The 17,500-nt window shown below is 35.5% G+C and carries 16 protein-coding genes and 3 pseudogenes; 2 read left to right on the forward strand and 17 right to left on the reverse strand.

Features of this window, described 5'->3' with window-relative positions; translation table 11 throughout:
- Positions 1 to 98: 98 nt before the first annotated feature.
- Positions 99 to 1,898 carry a group II intron reverse transcriptase/maturase gene (gene ltrA, locus JFU54_RS28925; RefSeq protein ID WP_201063563.1) on the reverse strand — a complete coding sequence of 600 codons (1,800 nt, stop codon included), beginning with the start codon at positions 1,896 to 1,898 and terminating at the stop codon, positions 99 to 101.
- Positions 1,899 to 2,127: 229 nt separating this feature from the next.
- Positions 2,128 to 2,277, reverse strand: coding sequence for a hypothetical protein (locus tag JFU54_RS29520; RefSeq protein WP_215561127.1), 150 nt, complete (start codon positions 2,275 to 2,277; stop codon positions 2,128 to 2,130).
- Positions 2,278 to 2,702: 425 nt separating this feature from the next.
- Between JFU54_RS29520 and JFU54_RS30150 the strand changes: the two are divergent.
- A pseudogene (locus JFU54_RS30150) lies at positions 2,703 to 2,759 on the forward strand (exosporium leader peptide-containing protein); the annotation flags it as partial.
- A gap of 17 nt (positions 2,760 to 2,776) precedes the next feature.
- On the opposite strand, the gene JFU54_RS30155 reads toward JFU54_RS30150, so the two are convergent.
- Both JFU54_RS30155 and JFU54_RS29985 read right to left on the reverse strand, forming a co-directional pair.
- Positions 2,777 to 3,043: a hypothetical protein gene (locus JFU54_RS30155; RefSeq protein ID WP_307838324.1), complete on the reverse strand. Its 267-nt coding sequence runs from the start codon at positions 3,041 to 3,043 to the stop codon at positions 2,777 to 2,779.
- A 45-nt stretch (positions 3,044 to 3,088) separates the two neighbouring features.
- On the reverse strand, positions 3,089 to 3,304 hold the full coding sequence (locus JFU54_RS29985; RefSeq protein WP_002085442.1) for a hypothetical protein: 216 nt from the start codon (positions 3,302 to 3,304) through the stop codon (positions 3,089 to 3,091).
- Positions 3,305 to 3,621: 317 nt separating this feature from the next.
- Here JFU54_RS29985 and JFU54_RS28935 point away from each other — a divergent pair, with 317 nt between their 5' ends.
- On the forward strand, positions 3,622 to 3,819 hold the full coding sequence (locus tag JFU54_RS28935) for a hypothetical protein (protein ID WP_201067621.1): 198 nt from the start codon (positions 3,622 to 3,624) through the stop codon (positions 3,817 to 3,819).
- Between the two features lie 443 nt (positions 3,820 to 4,262).
- Here the strand turns inward: JFU54_RS28935 and JFU54_RS28940 are convergent, their stop codons facing one another.
- From JFU54_RS28940 to JFU54_RS29000, 13 genes and pseudogenes are all read right to left on the reverse strand, one after another.
- Positions 4,263 to 6,203, reverse strand: coding sequence for an AMP-binding protein (locus tag JFU54_RS28940; protein WP_002032230.1), 1,941 nt, complete (start codon positions 6,201 to 6,203; stop codon positions 4,263 to 4,265).
- Positions 6,204 to 6,252: 49 nt separating this feature from the next.
- Positions 6,253 to 7,794, reverse strand: coding sequence for an acyl-CoA carboxylase subunit beta (locus tag JFU54_RS28945; protein WP_144507253.1), 1,542 nt, complete (start codon positions 7,792 to 7,794; stop codon positions 6,253 to 6,255).
- 2 nt (positions 7,795 to 7,796) lie between these two features.
- Positions 7,797 to 8,585: an enoyl-CoA hydratase gene (locus tag JFU54_RS28950; protein ID WP_085311240.1), complete on the reverse strand. Its 789-nt coding sequence runs from the start codon at positions 8,583 to 8,585 to the stop codon at positions 7,797 to 7,799.
- A 4-nt stretch (positions 8,586 to 8,589) separates the two neighbouring features.
- Positions 8,590 to 9,501: a hydroxymethylglutaryl-CoA lyase gene (gene mvaB / locus JFU54_RS28955; protein ID WP_201067623.1), complete on the reverse strand. Its 912-nt coding sequence runs from the start codon at positions 9,499 to 9,501 to the stop codon at positions 8,590 to 8,592.
- A 21-nt stretch (positions 9,502 to 9,522) separates the two neighbouring features.
- Positions 9,523 to 9,738, reverse strand: coding sequence for an acetyl-CoA carboxylase biotin carboxyl carrier protein subunit (locus JFU54_RS28960; protein ID WP_085311237.1), 216 nt, complete (start codon positions 9,736 to 9,738; stop codon positions 9,523 to 9,525).
- 26 nt (positions 9,739 to 9,764) lie between these two features.
- The gene (locus JFU54_RS28965) at positions 9,765 to 11,102 is read right to left on the reverse strand and encodes an acetyl-CoA carboxylase biotin carboxylase subunit (protein WP_002136442.1); all 1,338 of its coding nucleotides are present in this window, start codon (positions 11,100 to 11,102) and stop codon (positions 9,765 to 9,767) included.
- Between the two features lie 15 nt (positions 11,103 to 11,117).
- On the reverse strand, positions 11,118 to 12,263 hold the full coding sequence (locus tag JFU54_RS28970) for an acyl-CoA dehydrogenase (RefSeq protein WP_002032227.1): 1,146 nt from the start codon (positions 12,261 to 12,263) through the stop codon (positions 11,118 to 11,120).
- Positions 12,264 to 12,479: 216 nt separating this feature from the next.
- Complete coding sequence (locus JFU54_RS28975) at positions 12,480 to 13,448, reverse strand: YbgA family protein (protein WP_201067625.1); 969 nt, start codon at positions 13,446 to 13,448, stop codon at positions 12,480 to 12,482.
- A gap of 4 nt (positions 13,449 to 13,452) precedes the next feature.
- On the reverse strand, positions 13,453 to 14,106 hold the full coding sequence (locus JFU54_RS28980) for a TetR/AcrR family transcriptional regulator (RefSeq protein ID WP_201067627.1): 654 nt from the start codon (positions 14,104 to 14,106) through the stop codon (positions 13,453 to 13,455).
- A gap of 24 nt (positions 14,107 to 14,130) precedes the next feature.
- A complete protein-coding gene (locus JFU54_RS28985) occupies positions 14,131 to 15,150 on the reverse strand; it encodes an ABC transporter permease (RefSeq protein WP_002085449.1) in 1,020 nt (339 codons plus the stop codon).
- A pseudogene (locus JFU54_RS28990) lies at positions 15,147 to 15,871 on the reverse strand (ABC transporter ATP-binding protein). The gene JFU54_RS28985 and the pseudogene JFU54_RS28990 overlap by 4 nt, the downstream one beginning before the upstream one ends.
- Positions 15,872 to 16,055: 184 nt before the next feature.
- Positions 16,056 to 16,307: a hypothetical protein gene (locus JFU54_RS28995; protein ID WP_002065514.1), complete on the reverse strand. Its 252-nt coding sequence runs from the start codon at positions 16,305 to 16,307 to the stop codon at positions 16,056 to 16,058.
- A gap of 216 nt (positions 16,308 to 16,523) precedes the next feature.
- Positions 16,524 to 17,365, reverse strand: a pseudogene (locus JFU54_RS29000) (metallophosphoesterase).
- Positions 17,366 to 17,500 lie beyond the last annotated feature (135 nt).

The following is a 17,500-nucleotide window of genomic DNA, read 5'->3' on the forward strand; positions in this document are numbered from 1 at the left end:
GTGCGTGATAGGTAAGGCTTTGATATCATCTCTACCTTTTCCCCCACCTAACACCGTACGTGTCAGTTTCCCGACATACGGCGTCCCATCTTATTCTTCTATACTAAAGTAACTAGATTACAAGCTTTACGGAGCTTATTTATTTTCTTCAATTGTTTATCGTTCAATTGAAGTATTCTCATATACGTTCTAATCGTCTCTTCATTTATAGCGTGAATCAGTCTGTGGACAAATTCACGTACAATAATTAGGTTATTGAACTCGTCAGTTCCTCCCATACCTTTCGGTACTTTGTGATGACAGTGTGCTTCATCAGCTAGCAAAAAGATTCCCGTGACAGCACATTTTCCATTTTGCATGGAATATTTCGACATTCTGTTATCTATATACTCCATACTTTTCCCTTTGGTGGAGGATAGCAACATTTTTTGCATTTCATTGGCAATGTTACCTTTTAAGCTTTTGATGAGTTTTTGTCTTCCTTTTTTAGTGTAATTACATATATCTTGACTGAAACTTTGAGGGAATCGTGTTTGTATGTCCGCTAATGGATATACATGATTACCTGCTATTTCAAAGGTTCTATAATTGTTCCTGTGAGTTCTTTTGTATAATGCGTTTGTATTAGTAGGAATCTTATATTTTCCTATTGATTTTAGACGATTAAACAAGGTTTTCGAGAGACGAAAGGCTATTTCAGTAAAGTCTATAGATACATGTGTTGCTATTTTGTAATAGTTTTTTATACCAAGCACATAGGAATTATAGTCCTGTATTGTTTTTCCAGATGGACTTTTTTGAATTGCTTTAATTCTTGTTTTTGCTTTTTCAAGAATATCCTTTTTCTTTTTCTCGCTTACATGTGTATTTGCCACATATCTTTTGCGTTTTTTAACAAATTTAATAGAGAACCCTAGAAAATCCGAAGATTTTCTTTTTAGGTTAGTTATAGTTGATTTTTCCTTAGATACATCAAGGTTTAAGTGATTTTTGAGGTAACCTTCCACTGCATAAAATATTTTAGTTGCAGATTTGTGATTGTTTGTAAATATTTTGAAATCATCCGCATACCTAACTATATACATTCTCTTTAATTTTGTTTTTGATAGATGATAATTTTTGTTTGGTAGTGTATATGTTTTCCTTGTTTTGATATTATCCCACTGACTAGTTATCCACCAATCTAAGTCATTCAATACAACATTACTTAGTAATGGGCTTAGAATCCCTCCTTGCGGAGTTCCTTTTGTAGGAATGCCTATTCCTTTGATTGGTGCTTTTAACATTTTAGAAATGATTGTCAGTACTTTTCTATCAGTTATACCTATGTTATATAGTTGTTTTAGTAGTTTGGAATGGTTTACATTATCAAAAAAACCTTGTATATCAATGTCAACTACATGACTATATCCCCCGCGGTTCATCAAGAATTGACACCTAGCCATCGCATGATGCGTTGACCTATTGGGTCTAAATCCATATGAATGCTTGTAGAATTTTGCTTCGCATATTGGCTCTAGAACCTGCTTGAACATTTGTTGAATCAATCTATCTCTCATTGTAGGTATTCCTAATGGACGTTTCTTTCCATTTGGTTTAGGTATTTCTACCCTACGTACCGTATTTGGCTTGTAGTCTACAAGATTCTTTCTTATGTTATCAACGAAAAAATCTACATCTTCCATTTTATAATGGTCGATTGTGATACCATCTGTTCCTTCAGTTTTAGAGCCAGTGTTAGCCTTTATGTTTCTATATGCCAATAGAATATTTTCTTTTGATATGAGATGTTTATATAAATTTATACCTTTAGTAGCGTTGTTTTTGCTCCGTTGATATAAATCATCAAACACTTTTTGCATGTCATAATATTCTGCATGTCGTAATGTTGTACTCACCGATGTGTTAATTCCCCTTTCTTACGAAAAGTCCCATCATCTTACTCGATCCTGTGAGTTACATCTAGTTAATTTAGTTTTCAAAGAACAAGACTAGAGACTATCCCTCCACATTCGTTACATGTTTCGTTGGTACTGTGTCCCCACCTTCACAAGAATGAAGCAATTTCGGTTCGTTAGAACCTTATATGCATCTGTCCGCTAGTAGGCGTTGATGACAGTTTCTTGCTTACCACGTTCCGATTGACTTAGCTATACATATATCCTTAGGTGCTTGCTGTAAGCCTGTTATCTTTACATCCTCATCGTTGGATGTTCCGAATTTCATATTATCTACTCTTACTTTTCGGTAAATAACGTCGTCATTAACGACATACACATTTCTAATGTATTAATAGTTTAGACCCGTACATTCGCAAGTTCGTCAGTCCGTTTGGACATTCTCACCATAGATAGTTTGTAGCATCCCGACCTATCCATTACCATATGATTTCTCACTTAGGTTTTGTTCAGCCGACTTCACCTAGCTTCATACAATTTGTGACTACTATCACTCCTTGCATGTAGGAGTATTAGATAAGTAGTTTCAGCTCAACCTGACGGCTTTCATTCCTACTTTCAGTCAATCAGTTGTTGTTATCAAAAATTGATAACCCTCCTATTTCGTGTTCGCACACTTATAAGGAAACGTGTCGCGCAAATAACTATTTTGTTTAATTTATTAAAATACAACCGCTTGTCCATTTCACTTTGCTCTATCATTACATTTACTATTAGTAATACGATTTTTAGAGGTGATATATAATGGACGAGTTTTTATCTTTTGCTTCACTTAATCCGGGTTCTATTGGACCTACACTTCCACCTGTTCCACCCTTTCAATTCCCTACCGGTCCTACTGGTTCTACTGGATCAACCGGACCAACTGGACCAACCGGACCAACTGGACCAACCGGACCAACCGGACCAACTGGACCAACTGGACCAACTGGACCAACTGGACCAACTGGACCAACTGGTTCTACCGGATCAACTGGACCAACTGGACCAACCGGACCAACTGGTTCTACCGGATCAACCGGACCAACCGGATTTAATCTTCCTGCTGGGCCTGCATCTATTACTTTGACTTCTAACGAAACCACAGCATGTGTATCCACTCAAGGAAATAATACTTTATTTTTTTCGGGTCAAGTATTAGTAAACGGTAGTCCTACTCCAGGGGTAGTGGTCAGTTTTTCATTTAGTAACCCTTCTCTTGCTTTCATGGTTCCTCTTGCAGTCATTACCAATGCTTCAGGTAACTTTACCGCTGTATTTCTAGCCGCTAATGGGCCTGGAACAGTAACCGTTACTGCTTCACTTCTTGATTCTCCTGGAACAATGGCTAGCGTCACTATTACCATTGTGAATTGTCCGTAACGGTTTTATTTTTAAGGACTAAGCAATATCTAATAAGATGAGCACTGATTTACAGTGCTCTTTTTTATCATTGGGATGTTCCTTTCAAATGAAATTTCGTAACACCCTACTAAAATAACGCTTTTATTAAGAACTAATGATCTTTATATTTCTTAAGCTTGTCAGCACAAGTAATTTTTATAATTAGTTAAATTCTCAATATAGTTTGTGTATATAATTCCATTCAAAGATACATAATACCCACGTAACTATTTAAAAATACTTTGTTTTTATATCTAAGTTCAAAAAGGAGCTACATAACATGGATAAAAAAGATTTATTAAGTCAACAACTTGATTCTGTGTCATTAGATGCGCTGAATACCCCTAGTAAGGCCCAAGAACAACTGCAAGAAACCTCTCAGGAGGCACATAATTCAAACAAAAAGGACAGTACTCAAGCTTTACATGACGAAGATTTACCAATTTCAGATGTATATAGAACAACGAACAAACAGTAAATTTAAAAGGGAAAAAATCTTAAGAACGAGTGAACTTAATTCTTTTCCCTTTTCCTATTTAAATAACACTTTTATATGAAACCCGTACACATTTTTGACACATCTACTATCACAATCTCCTGAAAATTCGTGATAATATTAATTTGTCGGATACGCCAAATTTCGACATTGAACGACAATAATATCTCCCTTATTGAATCCCTGTCCCCCAGGGATTTCTCCTTTTATTCATTACTTTTTTCTTCACTAAATTTTCATTCTTAACAAAATTCAATCACTCCATTGAATAGACAGCTATAGTATCCTATTTTGATAAAAACTAAAAACAAACAGATATACTTAACACTAATAGTAGATTTTTTAACTTCAAATTTACTTTTTCTCTCTTATCTTTTTGTAAACATTAAAAATGAGCTCTATTTACATAGAGCTCATTCGTAATTTTATAGTTTGCTAGACTGTAACCCCTGAATAAACGGAACTACTTCAGGATTTACAAGTGACGATAAATCTCCTAACTCTTTTCCTAAGTAAGCTGCTTTAATAACACGTCGCATTACTTTAGAATTTCGTGTTTTTGGTAAATCTTCTACAACGTGGATGTCTTTTGGACATAAAGCTTTACCAATATGAGAGTTTACTAAACTCATTAATTCTTTCTTTAATTCTCCTGAGAATGTTACACCATCTCGTAATACAACAAAACAATGACAAACTTCTCCTTTTACATCATCCGGTACACCAACTGCCGCTGCTTCTATTACATCATTATGTTTCACAAGAATAGATTCATATTCAGCAGGCCCAATACGTTTCCCTGCAATATTTAGCGTATCGTCTGAACGTCCTGTGATGATGTATTGCTCACCGTCATAAATGACCCAGTCCCCATGAACCCATTTATTTTCAAAGCGTGACCAATATGTGTTTACATAACGTTCATCATCTTCCCAGAAACTTTTCGTCATACCTACCCAAGGTTTTTCTAAACATAATTCTCCGACTTCATCTCGAATTGGTTTACCTTGATCATCAAGTACAACCGCTGCCATTCCTGGTAAAGATGCGTTAAAACTAATCGGTGCGATCGGCTTAATTAGGACATTCCCGAAAATCCCACCTGAAATTTCAGTTCCACCTGAATAGTTACAAATTGGTACTTTACCTTTACCAACTGTATTAAATAACCACATCCATGGGTCTGGATTCCAAGGTTCTCCTGTTGATGCGAATACTTCTAAACTCTTTAACGAGTGTTTATTTACATATTCATCACCTTTTGCCATTAATGCACGGATTAACGTTGGTGAAATACCCAGATGAGTAATTTCATATTTATCGACTGTCTCCCATAAGCGGTCTGCTTCTGGAAAGTCTGGGACACCTTCATACATAACCATTGTTGCGCCATTAATTAAAGAGCCGAATAGTAAAAATGGTCCCATCATCCAGCCCATATCAGTTACCCATAATACTCGGTCGCCTTGTTTTATATTCATTCCAAACCCTGCATCAAATGCAGATTTTAGCGGGAAACCAGCATGTGTGTGTACTGTCCCCTTCGGCTTACCAGTCGTTCCAGATGTATATATAAGCATTAATGGATCATCACTGTTCATTTCTTCAGCATGTATAAATGGTTTTTCTTTTTCTAACGTACTCCATGAAAAATCATAATTATGCGGTGTAAAATCATTTCCTGCATGACGAACAATTACCACCTTTTCAACAGTTGGACAATGTTCACAAGCTTTATCTACTTCATCTTTTAATGAAACAATTTTCCCACGGCGTGAAAAGCCATCTGCGGTAATAACCATTTTTGAACCAGCCGCTTGTACACGTGTCATTACTGCATCAGCAGCAAAACCTGAGAATATTGGTGAAATAATCGCTCCAATTTTCATTACCGCTAACATAGCAACAACTGTTTCAGGAATCATTGGCATGTAAATTGTTACACGATCACCTTTTTCAATACCAGCATGTTTCAAACCGTTGGCAACACGGCTTACCCAGCTGTCAAGCTCTTCATATGTAAATGATTTCGAAGTTCCGTTTTCCCCTTCATACATAAGTGCTGCTTGTGTTTTCGTTTTATCGTCTGCAAGCCAGCGAGATAAAGCAGATTCTACAACGTTACAAGTTCCCTCAGTATACCACTGTGCAAACGGTGTACCATTTTCTAAATCTAACACTTCTGTATATGGTTTCATCCACTGATAGCCAACTGCTCTCTCAGCTTCTCCCCAAAACCAAGCTGTTTCTTCAATTGACTTATTATAAAAAGCTTCGTAATCTTCATAGCCTAATGATTTCATCCAACCAAATAAACGCGTTTTTTCTTTATATTCTTCTGCTGGAAACCAAACTGCTTGTTTCAATGTTTTCCCCTCCTTGATTTTTTGAGCAAGAAAGCCCTAAATAGGGCTTTTAAACTGGATATACAGGATGTTTACGATCCGTGAATACTTGATATTTACTCATATACATTTCGAATCGTCCTTTTAGCTCTTCACGTAAATTGTTTGGATGAACAATACCATCAATCACCATCTCAGATGCTAAACGGTAAATATCAATATCTTTCTTATACTCTTCTCGTTTTTCAGCAATAAAGCTTGCACGCTCTTCTTCTGGTAAAGCTGCTATCTTATTTGCATATACAGCATTGACCGCTGCTTCTGGACCCATTACTGCAATAGAAGCTGTTGGTAATGCTAAGCAGCAATCTGGTTCAAACGCTGGACCTGCCATTGCATATAAGCCAGCTCCATATGCTTTTCGAACGACGATAGAAATTTTCGGTACAGTTGCTTCACTCATTGCAGAGATCATTTTTGCACCGTGACGAATAATTCCGGCACGTTCTACTTTTGTACCAATCATAAATCCAGGTACATCTGCAAGGAATAATAATGGAATATGGTATGCATCGCATAAATTTATAAACTTCGCTGCTTTATCAGCTGAATCGTGGAATAATACGCCGCCCTTCATACGCGGCTGATTTGCAATAATGCCAATTGGCTTACCATCAATGCGTGCTAAACCTGTAATTAGTTCTTGAGCAAATAATTTTTTCACTTCAAAGAAAGAACCTTCATCAATAATTCTGTTAATGAGATCTTTCATATTGAAAGGAGCATTTTGATTTTCTGGAATGATTTCTTCTAACGTTTTATCGAACTGTTTCGGTTCTTGAGGTGTAATCAAAGGAGTCTTTTCTAAATAGTTACTTGGAAAATAAGAAATATATTGTCTTGCTTGCGTAATTGCATCTTCTTCTGTTTTACATAAAACATCTCCGCATCCTGATACTGAGCAATGCATACGTGCTCCGCCCATTTCTTCTAAAGTTACCTTCTCACCGATAACCATTTCAGCCATACGCGGAGACCCTAAATACATAGAAGCATTTCCTTCAACCATCATAACAACGTCACAAAATGCTGGAATATACGCACCACCAGCCGCTGAAGGTCCAAATAATAAACAAATTTGTGGCACTTTACCAGATAATTTCACTTGGTTATAAAAGATTCTTCCTGCACCGCGGCGTCCAGGGAACATTTCAACTTGATCTGTAATACGCGCTCCAGCAGAATCAACTAAATAAAATAACGGTACACGTAATTTTTCTGCTGTTTCTTGAATTCGTAGAATTTTTTCAACTGTACGTGCTCCCCATGATCCAGCTTTTACAGTCGAATCATTTGCCATTACGCACGCAGTACGACCATGTATTTTACCAGTCGCAGTTACAACACCATCAGCTGGTAATCCAGTTTGTTCACAATTTGCAAATAATGCATCTTCCACATATTCACCATTATCGAATAAAAGAGCTAAACGATCTCGAACAAAAAGTTTCCCTTTTGCTTTGTTTTGTTCATGATATTTCGGTGCCCCGCCTTGCTTAATTGTTTCAACTCGTTCTTCAAATAAATTAGATTGTTGTTTTTGATCTAACATATTTACTCCCCCTTATACATTGGTTTGCGTTTTTCCTTGAATGCCTGTAATCCTTCTAATCTATCTTTCGTATGGATTACGCCCTCATACGCCTGTTTTTCCATTTGTAAGCCGGTATGTAAATCTACTTGAATTCCATTTGAAATTGCTTCTTTTGCTAATCGAACAGCAATTGGACCATTATTAGCAATTCGATCTGCAATTTCAATTGCTTTCTCTTCTAGTAAATCAGCTGGTACTACGAATTCTACTAAACCATATTCTTTCGCTTCTTGCGCCGAAATACGTCTTCCTGTATAAATTAATTCTTTCGCTCTACCGACTCCAATTAATCTCGGTAAACGCTGCGTACCACCTGCTCCAGGTATAATTGCAAGAGAAGTTTCAGTAAGACCTAGACTTGCAGTGTCAGAAGCAATTCTAAAATCACAAGCTAAGCTTAATTCAGTACCTCCACCAAGTGCGATTCCGTTAATAGCAGCAATAACTGGTTGTGGTAATTGTTCAACCATCTCCATAGTAGAACGAATCATACCCACAGCATGGCGAACTTGTTCTTCATTCATGTTTGCACGCTCTTTTAGATCAGCACCCGCGCAAAATGCTTTTTCGCCATCCCCTGTTAAAATAACAACGCGCGTATTTGATTCTTCGTTTATTTGAGTTAATATAGTTTGTAATTCTTCTAATAATGCCAAAGATAATGAGTTTGCTTGTCTTTCACGATTTAACGAAATCTTTACAACGTGCGGTGTAACATAGTCAACTGAAATGTTTTGTAATTGTAGCATCTTCTCACCTACTTATCGTTTTATGTTGAAGCGCTCTATACACATGACTCGGTAATTGGATATTTAATTTACTTTGAATGAATTGACTCGCTTTCAATAACTTCTCTTCATCAATATTCGTTTGGACCCCTAACTTATGGAGCATATGTACTAAGTCATCAGTAGCAACATTACCCGATGCTCCTGGTGCATAAGGACATCCTCCCAGTCCACCACAAGAACTATCAAATGTTGTAATACCATATTCTAATGACTTAACTACATTCGCCAGAGCCATTCCATACGTATTATGAAAATGCATCGCAAACTGCGAAGCATCATACTTCTGTAATAAATGTTCTAATACTTGTTCTACTTGTAATGGATTCGCTACACCAATCGTGTCACCGAGAGAAACTTCATAAATGCCGTATGAAAATAGTTGATTACATATTTCGTCAACTGCTGTGGCACTTATATCCCCTTCATAAGGACATCCAAATACAGTAGAAACATAGCCTCTTACCTTTTTACCTTCGAAAGTTGCCTGTTTTGTTATATCTTCAATTACAGCTAATGCTTCTTTAATAGATTTATTAATATTACTTTTATTATGAGATTCACTTGCTGATAAAAAAACATTCACCTCATCTACATTTTGCAAAAAAGCTCGCTCCAAACCATTTTGATTTGGAACAAGCGCTGCATATGTAACATTTGGATCCCTTTTTAGCTCAGAAAATACATCACTTGCATCTGCTAATGCAGGAACCCATTTAGGGTGAACGAATGAGGAAACTTCAACGTACGACAATCCCGCTTCTGTAAGTAGTTGAATCCATTTTACTTTATCTTTTGTGCCAACAATCTTTTTTTCATTCTGTAAGCCATCACGTGGCCCGACTTCTTTAATGACAGCAAAATTAGGTAGTTTCAATTCGCTTCCCCCTATATCTCCCTATTCAATTTCTAGTAATACATCTCCTTCATTTACAAAATCACCTTCTTGAACGCTTATTTTCATAACAGTTCCGGCTTCTTCTGAAATGATTGGAATTTCCATTTTCATAGATTCCAAAATGACGACATCCTGCTCTTCCTCTACTGTATCTCCTACTCCTACAACAATCTTCCAAACATTTCCTGCCATCGATGCATATACTTTCGTCATCATTTTTTCCCCCTTAATATTCATAAATCTTACTTTTTAACAAGTTGTTTCGTTACAAAACCCGTTGTATAAATACCACTTTTGAACACATCGTCTCCGAGTACTTGCAGTAACATTGGTGTGTTTGTTTTAATACCTTCTACTTTTAACTCTTCTAGAGCAATTTTTAATTTTGAAATCGCTTCTTCACGAGTTTCACCATGTGCGATTACTTTCGCAATCATTGGATCATAGAAAGGTGTAATCGTTACTTGATTCTCCAAAAAGTGATCAATACGTATATTTGTCGGTAACGTTAAATCTGTAATTTTCCCAGGTGATGGGAAGAATGTTTTCGGATCTTCTGCATAAATACGAGCCTCAATGGCATGACCACTACGTTTTACATCATCCTGTGTAAATGATAGCTTCTCACCATATGCGATAAGTAATTGTTGTTCAACTAAGTCTAACCCAGTAATTTCTTCTGTAACTGGATGTTCTACTTGTAATCTCGTATTCATTTCTAAGAAATAAAAGTTCTTTTGATCATCTACAAGAAACTCAACTGTACCTGCATTTGTATAACCAAGTGCTTTAGCAGCTTGTACAGCAACTTCTCCCATAGCCTTTCGTGTACCCTCATCTAAAAATGGTGAAGGTGCTTCTTCAATTACTTTTTGATTTCGGCGCTGCACTGAACATTCGCGTTCCCATAAATACACTGTATTACCATGTGTATCTGCTAAAAGCTGAATTTCAATATGATGTGCATCTGCTATATAGCGCTCTAAATACATTTCTCCGTTACCAAAGAAATTTTGCGCTCTTGTTTTATTACTTTCAAATGCTTTGGTGAGCGTTTGCTCAGTTTCCATCAACTGCATTCCAATGCCTCCGCCGCCCGCGGATGCCTTAAGCATTAATGGATAACCAATTTGTTTCGCAATTTCAATTGCTTCTTCAGCAGTTTCAATATTTGTAGTAATACCTGGAACTACTGGCACATCTGCTGCTTGCATCGCTATACGTGACTCAATTTTACTTCCCATCTTAGTAATGATTTCTTCTGAAGGACCGATAAATACGATTCCTTCTTCTTTACAGCGAATCGGAAAAGATGGATTCTCTGATAATAATCCGTACCCCGGATGGATTGCTTCAGCATTTGTCTTCTTAGCTATTTCAATAATTTTTTCAAGGTTTAAATAGCTTTCTTGGACACGTGGACCGCCTACTAAGTAAGCTTCATTTGCCAATTTTACATGAAGGGCATTTTCATCAGCCTCAGAATAAATAGCAACAGTGCGAATGCCAAGTTTTTGACAAGTTTTCATAATGCGAACTGCGATTTCCCCGCGATTAGCAATTAATATTTTTTGAAACATAGTGACCCCTCCTTTTTATCTACATCCTAAATGTCTTGCAATTACGAGACGTTGAATTTCAGAAGTTCCTTCACCAATTTCTAAAAGTTTTGCATCACGAATATATCGTTCAACTTCATATTCACGCATATAGCCATATCCACCATGAATTTGTACTGCATGATTTGCTATACGACTTGCAGCTTCAGATGCAAACAACTTTGCCATAGCCGCTTCTTTACCGAAAGGTTTATCGTTATCTTTTAACCAAGCTGCTTTATGTACTAAATTACGCGCTAATTCTACTTCAGTCGCCATATCAGCCAATTTAAATTGAATCGCTTGGAAATTAGAAATCGGTTTTCCAAATTGTTGACGTTCTTTCGCATATTGCAATGCACGCTCAAATGCAGATTGTGCAATACCTACTGCTAATGCTGCAATTGAAATACGTCCTCCATCAAGTGTATATAAGAATTGTTTAAATCCTTTATTTACATCACCAAGAATATTTTCTTTCGGTACACGTACACCATCAAGTACGATTTCACAAGTATTAGAAGCACGAACACCCATCTTATCGTAAGGGCTTGAAATCGTTAATCCTTCACTAGTAGTCGGTACGATAAATGCAGAAATACGTTTTTTACCATTGTCTTCAAAACCGTTGATAGCGGTTACAATAATTGTATTTGCATACTCTGCGTTTGTAATCCAGCACTTTTCACCACTAATAACATATTCATCGCCATCTAAAATTGCTTTCGTTTGTGTGCCCCCTGCATCAGATCCAGCATTTGGCTCCGTTAATCCGAAAGCACCTAACGTTTTACCTGACGCCATTGGAACTAAAAATTTCTGTTTTTGTTCTTCTGTACCGAAATAATAAATTGGAGAAGCACCTAATGAAATTGTTGCAGCATAGCTTAAACCTGTTCCACCACAAGCACGACCAATTTCTTCAACAGCTAACGCGTACGATAACGTATCGCCACCTGAACCTCCATACTCTTCCGGGAATGGGATACCTAATAATCCTAGTTCGCCCATTTTTTGAAATGTTTCATATGGAAATTCCGCAGTTTTGTCATAATATACAGCTTTCGGTGCGATTTCCTTTTCAGCAAAGTCACGTACCATTTCTTTAATCATTTGTTTTTCGCGAGTTAGAGTAAATTCCATTCCGCTACACACCCCTTATCGAATATTGAGTTTCGACAGCGTGCGAGTTTCTACTACAAACATTACTTCTTAAAAGACACGAATATTAGTTAGACAATTGCTATAATTCTGTCATAACTTAATTTTAAAACAGATTCTGTACCAATGCACAAAAAAATTCCTACATTGTTCTACAACAACATAGGAGGTTTTGTGTCGAATTATGTAATTTATTGTTTAATAATCTCTACCTTTTCCCGAATCAGAAATTTCTACTAACCCTTCAGGGTATGGCTCAAAATATGTTTGTCTTAATAAATACTTTTCATCAAATCGAATGGCCCATGATTTTAAAATTGTAAGCAAACTACTAAGTGGTATTTTCTTTTCTGCATATTTTTGTATCAGTTCTAGAAAATGATCTTTTTCTTGTTTTTTTAGCTTTGTTTTAAAATATCCGAAAATGTGCTCACATACATTTACATTCGATGTATAGCGAGGCGCGCGCATAAATAATTCATATAAATTCTTCTCATAGTTATCAAATACGACTTCCATTGTTTCATTTTTTTGATTTGCAATAATACGCCCTAATTCTTTTTGTTTCACCTGATTATATGCCATAAATAAATACTTATAATCTGATTGAAACGCTACGAGTTCTTTTATGTTTTTAGTATGTTTAATCATTTTGTAATGCGCGATTGTAAACAATCTTGTAAAGAAATGCTCTCTAATAATAAAATTCGACAATCTACCTTCTTCTTCAATTGGAAGATGCGAAAATTTTTTTATTACTGCTCCGCCAAATAATCCAGTTCCTTTTCCTTTTACTGGCCCTTTTTCAAAACCAGAATAGATTTTCACATCACGAGTTCCGCAACTTGGCGAACGATTCTTCAAAATAAAACCGTCAACTTCAGGTAATGTTTGTAAAAATGCATTTGAAAATTCATTCATTTTTTCAGTTACATCTTCTCGTATTGACGGCTGTACAAGCCTATTCGCTCCATTTTTTTCTACAATACGTATCGTTTCACGAGGAGTCCCTAAACCAATTTCTACTTCAGGACATACAGGTATAAATGTAACAAATGGCTGCAAGTTTCTAATTGTTAAATCTGGAACCATCTCTCCATTATAACGACAGGCATCAAATTCTAAACATTTACTTACAACAATTATCGGTTTAGCAAATTGTCGCATCACATTACCTCCGTGGCGTTAGTCCATACAATATAAATTGAATCGTATTTTCAATTTCCACTTCATCGTCCCATTTCTCTTCCGGCAATAATAAAAACCTCGTTAAGAGCAACCCTAATACAGCTGATAAAGTAAGACGTAATACGGAAGATGGCGGAAGTTCAATAATTTCCCCTTCTTCTTGAAACCTTGCAATCAGCTTTTTAAAATGTACAAGCAGTTCTGTTTCTATTAATTGTTGTATTTCACTTTTTAGTTCCGGCTGAAATGGTACTTCTTGAATTAATATTTTTATCATTGGAAAGTGCTTTTTAGCAAATTCAAATCTATTTCGAATTATTACTCTTAAAAGCACTTCATACGATTCATACTCTGTTTTAAATATTTCTTTTGCAAAGGCTTGTACGAAAAATGGTGCAGCGAACTTTGTTAAGGTCGGCATCACGACTGCAAACAATAAATCTTTTTTCGTTTTATAGTAGCGGAAGATTGTTCCTTCCGCTACACCAGCTCGCTTTGCAATTTCACTCGTTGAAGTTGAGGCGTACCCTTTTTCTCCAAACATATCAACAGCTGCCTCTAATATACGCATTTGACGTTCATTACGTTTATCAGTATTCGTTGCGGCAACTAATTCTTCCAGCCAATCCTTCTTCATTTATTGTGCTCCTTTTTATCATCATTATATTTTGCGATGTTTCTTTAATGCAAATACATTTCCTACTGCAAATAATAGTGAAAAAAGTAGTAATACAGTAAGATCTAATGCAATCTCTGTAAACCCTTGATTCCGAATCATTACTTGTCTCATAGCGTCAGCACCATATGTGAGTGGAAATAATTTACCTAACATTTGTAACCATGTATTCATGGATTCCATTGGAAACAACCCAGAAAAGAAGACTTGTGGCACGATAACAAGCGGTATAAATTGAATCATTTGAAATTCATTATTTGCGTATGCCGATAAAAATGTGCCTAATGTTAGTGCAGTTAAAGAAAGCATACATGTTATAAGTAGCGTTAGCCATATTGAGCCAGCTACATATAAATCTAAAATATAAACTGAAAAACTTACAATTATAATAGATTGTATAAATGCAAAGATTCCAAAACCAATAATATATCCTAAAACTATTTCCCATCTTCTCACTGGTGTGGACAATAATCTCTCTAATGTACCACTTAAACGTTCTCTTACAAAAGATACTCCGGACAATATAAATACAAAGAAAAATGTAAAGAAACCAATTAATACGGGACCAAGCCCATCGAACATCGTAATGTCTTTAGAGCCATGTAAATAATCCACTTCAGGCTTCATCATTGATACATCATTCTTCTCTGTACTCTTTTGCAATACTTGAAGTACCGCACGGTTTTTTGATGAATCACTGCCTTCTAATAGAAGATTCATTTTTCCATTTTCTAAATGAATTACTGCATCTACCTTTTGCTTTTCTAATTCCGAAATTGCTTTGTCTTTACTATATTCATAAATTGATGCCTCTTGATTTTTCATTACTTTTACTATAGGAGCAGGTACATCGACTACAGCAATATGCGGTATATAGTCTTTTTGTGTAAATACTAGCGACAATAACCAAAGTAATAACATTGGTGCCCCAAACATCATTGCTAAAGAACGCTTATCTCGAAAAAATTGACGAATGATACGGATGACTACACCATTAACTCTCATGATTCAATCACTCCCTCTAACATAAAGACATCTTCAATTCGTCCAGAAGATGTTTGTTTTTTCAATTCCTCCGGCGTGCCAATCGCAACTAAATTCCCTTCTCTAATTAGCCCTAGACGTTCGCAAAACTCAGCTTCATCCATAATGTGCGTTGTTACAATAATAGTTGTTCCTTTCTTTTTAAGGTCATAAAACTTCTCCCAAATCGATTTTCGAAGTAGAGGATCTATCCCAACTGTTGGCTCATCTAAAATTAATATTTCTGGTTCATGAAGGAGTGCTATCGCCAATGATAAACGTTTTTTCATTCCACCTGAAAAATGCTGTACTTGCTTTTTCATATGCTCTGATAATTGCACAAGTTCAAAAACTTCTACGATTCTCTCTTTCTTACGCTTACCTTTTAACCCATACATCGTTGCAATAAAATCTGCATTTTCATATGCCGATAGTTCTTCGTATAATGCATCAGCCTGAGCCATATAACCAATTCTTTTCATTTCATTTAGATTAGGCATGTTTGTATTAAAAACAATTACATCCCCTGTAGTTGACTCATTAATACCTGCAATCATTTTAATGAGTGTTGTTTTCCCTGATCCGGAAGGTCCAACCAAGCCAAAAATTTCTGCTTTTTCTACTTGCAGCGAAAGGTTATGCAAAACTTCTTTTTCCCAAATTTTTTTGATACATCTCGTAAAATAATTGAAGGTTGCTGCACTAAAAATCCCCCTTTTCTTTAAAATGAGTGAGTACTCACTTTTATTTTACTCTCGAATTATTATATGTCAAACTTTTCAAACATATATTTTTTCTGTTATTTACTAAATCAATGAAACAGAGTCGACATTAGAATATCTTTTCTTAAAGTCGACTCTGTTTCATTGTAAATTATTTGATTTTTGTTATGTTTTTAAATTTAAATACCTTCTAATTCTAGCAACATCTAAAGAATATTCGATCACTATTTGCTGTATTGGTAATATAACCGTTTCCGGATATAAATGTGCATATTGTAACGTTTCTGCATACTTTTCCAGCCGTTGTTCTAAATACTTTACAATTTGCTCAGGATGACTTACTAATAAAGACGTACTATAATAATGAATTTGTTCCTCGATCGCCGTATATTCTTCAATTTCAAATTCTTTATGCATTTGTACACCCCTTTATATTTTTAATATCGTTTAATAATAACTACTTTAACTCGACTAATTTTTAAGTTTTTTGATTATTTACACTATAACAAACTCAATAGGTCAAATTTTGTTACTTTATGTAACGTTGAAAAATTTTAACAAAATTGTAATGGAAACTTGTACTCAAGAAAAACTACCTTTAAATTATTCTCCTGAACAAAAAAGCCGTACAGATTAATTTAACTGCACGACTACAATCTCAGGTCTATTAAAAACTCTTTGCGGAATGATACTATTGCCTAATCCTCTACTAACTATCATAGACGTATTTTGTTGTTCATATAAACCCGCTGTATATTTGGGCAGTATTCCTTGATTAGGAGCAACTAATCCCCCGATAAAAGGTAACCGAACTTGCCCCCCATGTGCATGACCCGATAACACTAAATCTACTTGCTCATCAGCATATGCTTCTAAAAATTCAGGCCTATGGGATAATAATACATTATACCTATCTGGCAGCGTTTCAATTTTTGCTTTTACAATTGCATCTTTTACAATACTTCCTTCATCAATATCTCCAGTATTAAATTCCGGATCATCAATTCCTAACAAGTTTATTTCGTGTCCTCCCTTTTGTATTATTACATGTTCATTTCTTAAAACAGTGACATGCTGTTTCTTTAATTTTTTTCTAAACTGTTATATTTTCCTGACCATTTTTCATGATTTCCTGTCACAAAATATACCGGATATTCCTTCACAAGTTCTCGTATTACTTGCATACTCATTTCTGCATCGTACGATTTACTGTCTATTAAATCACCCGTAATAGCAATAATATCTGGATTTATGCTTTTTACTTTTTGAATTAAAACGTCTTGATTATCACCAAATTTTTTATTATGTAAATCTGAAATTTGTAGTATTTTATATCCTTTAAAAGAAGAGGGAATTTTACTAGAGGTTATTTTAACCTCAGTTATACTTATTAAATTGTTTTGTAAATATAAAAAGATACTAATGCCTACTAATATACCAATAATTAATATGATTCTTTTAATCTTCTTGTTCATACTTCCTCCTAAAATCTTAATCAGTACTACAGTTCACAATAAATATTACGTGCCCTTCGCATTCAGAATAACTGAAATTTTTTAATTGATTTGTAGTATTTGTTATAGTTTTTTACGCCACTTATAAAATTTTTC

This window comes from Bacillus sp. TH19 (assembly GCF_016651075.1).
Lineage (GTDB): Bacteria > Bacillota > Bacilli > Bacillales > Bacillaceae_G > Bacillus_A > Bacillus_A mycoides.

Bases quoted from the DNA above. Each gene is read 5' to 3' on its own strand.
- JFU54_RS29985 (WP_002085442.1), bottom strand. From the start codon at position 3,304: ATGGTAATAGTGACGCTAGCCATTGTTCCAGGAGAATCAAGAAGTGAA.
- JFU54_RS28935 (WP_201067621.1), top strand. From the start codon at position 3,622: ATGGATAAAAAAGATTTATTAAGTCAACAACTTGATTCTGTGTCATTA.
- JFU54_RS28945 (WP_144507253.1), bottom strand. From the start codon at position 7,794: ATGTTAGATCAAAAACAACAATCTAATTTATTTGAAGAACGAGTTGAA.
- JFU54_RS28950 (WP_085311240.1), bottom strand. From the start codon at position 8,585: ATGCTACAATTACAAAACATTTCAGTTGACTATGTTACACCGCACGTT.
- JFU54_RS28960 (WP_085311237.1), bottom strand. From the start codon at position 9,738: ATGATGACGAAAGTATATGCATCGATGGCAGGAAATGTTTGGAAGATT.
- JFU54_RS28965 (WP_002136442.1), bottom strand. From the start codon at position 11,102: ATGTTTCAAAAAATATTAATTGCTAATCGCGGGGAAATCGCAGTTCGC.
- JFU54_RS28970 (WP_002032227.1), bottom strand. From the start codon at position 12,263: ATGGAATTTACTCTAACTCGCGAAAAACAAATGATTAAAGAAATGGTA.
- JFU54_RS28975 (WP_201067625.1), bottom strand. From the start codon at position 13,448: ATGCGACAATTTGCTAAACCGATAATTGTTGTAAGTAAATGTTTAGAA.
- JFU54_RS28980 (WP_201067627.1), bottom strand. From the start codon at position 14,106: ATGAAGAAGGATTGGCTGGAAGAATTAGTTGCCGCAACGAATACTGAT.
- JFU54_RS28985 (WP_002085449.1), bottom strand. From the start codon at position 15,150: ATGAGAGTTAATGGTGTAGTCATCCGTATCATTCGTCAATTTTTTCGA.
- JFU54_RS28995 (WP_002065514.1), bottom strand. From the start codon at position 16,307: ATGCATAAAGAATTTGAAATTGAAGAATATACGGCGATCGAGGAACAA.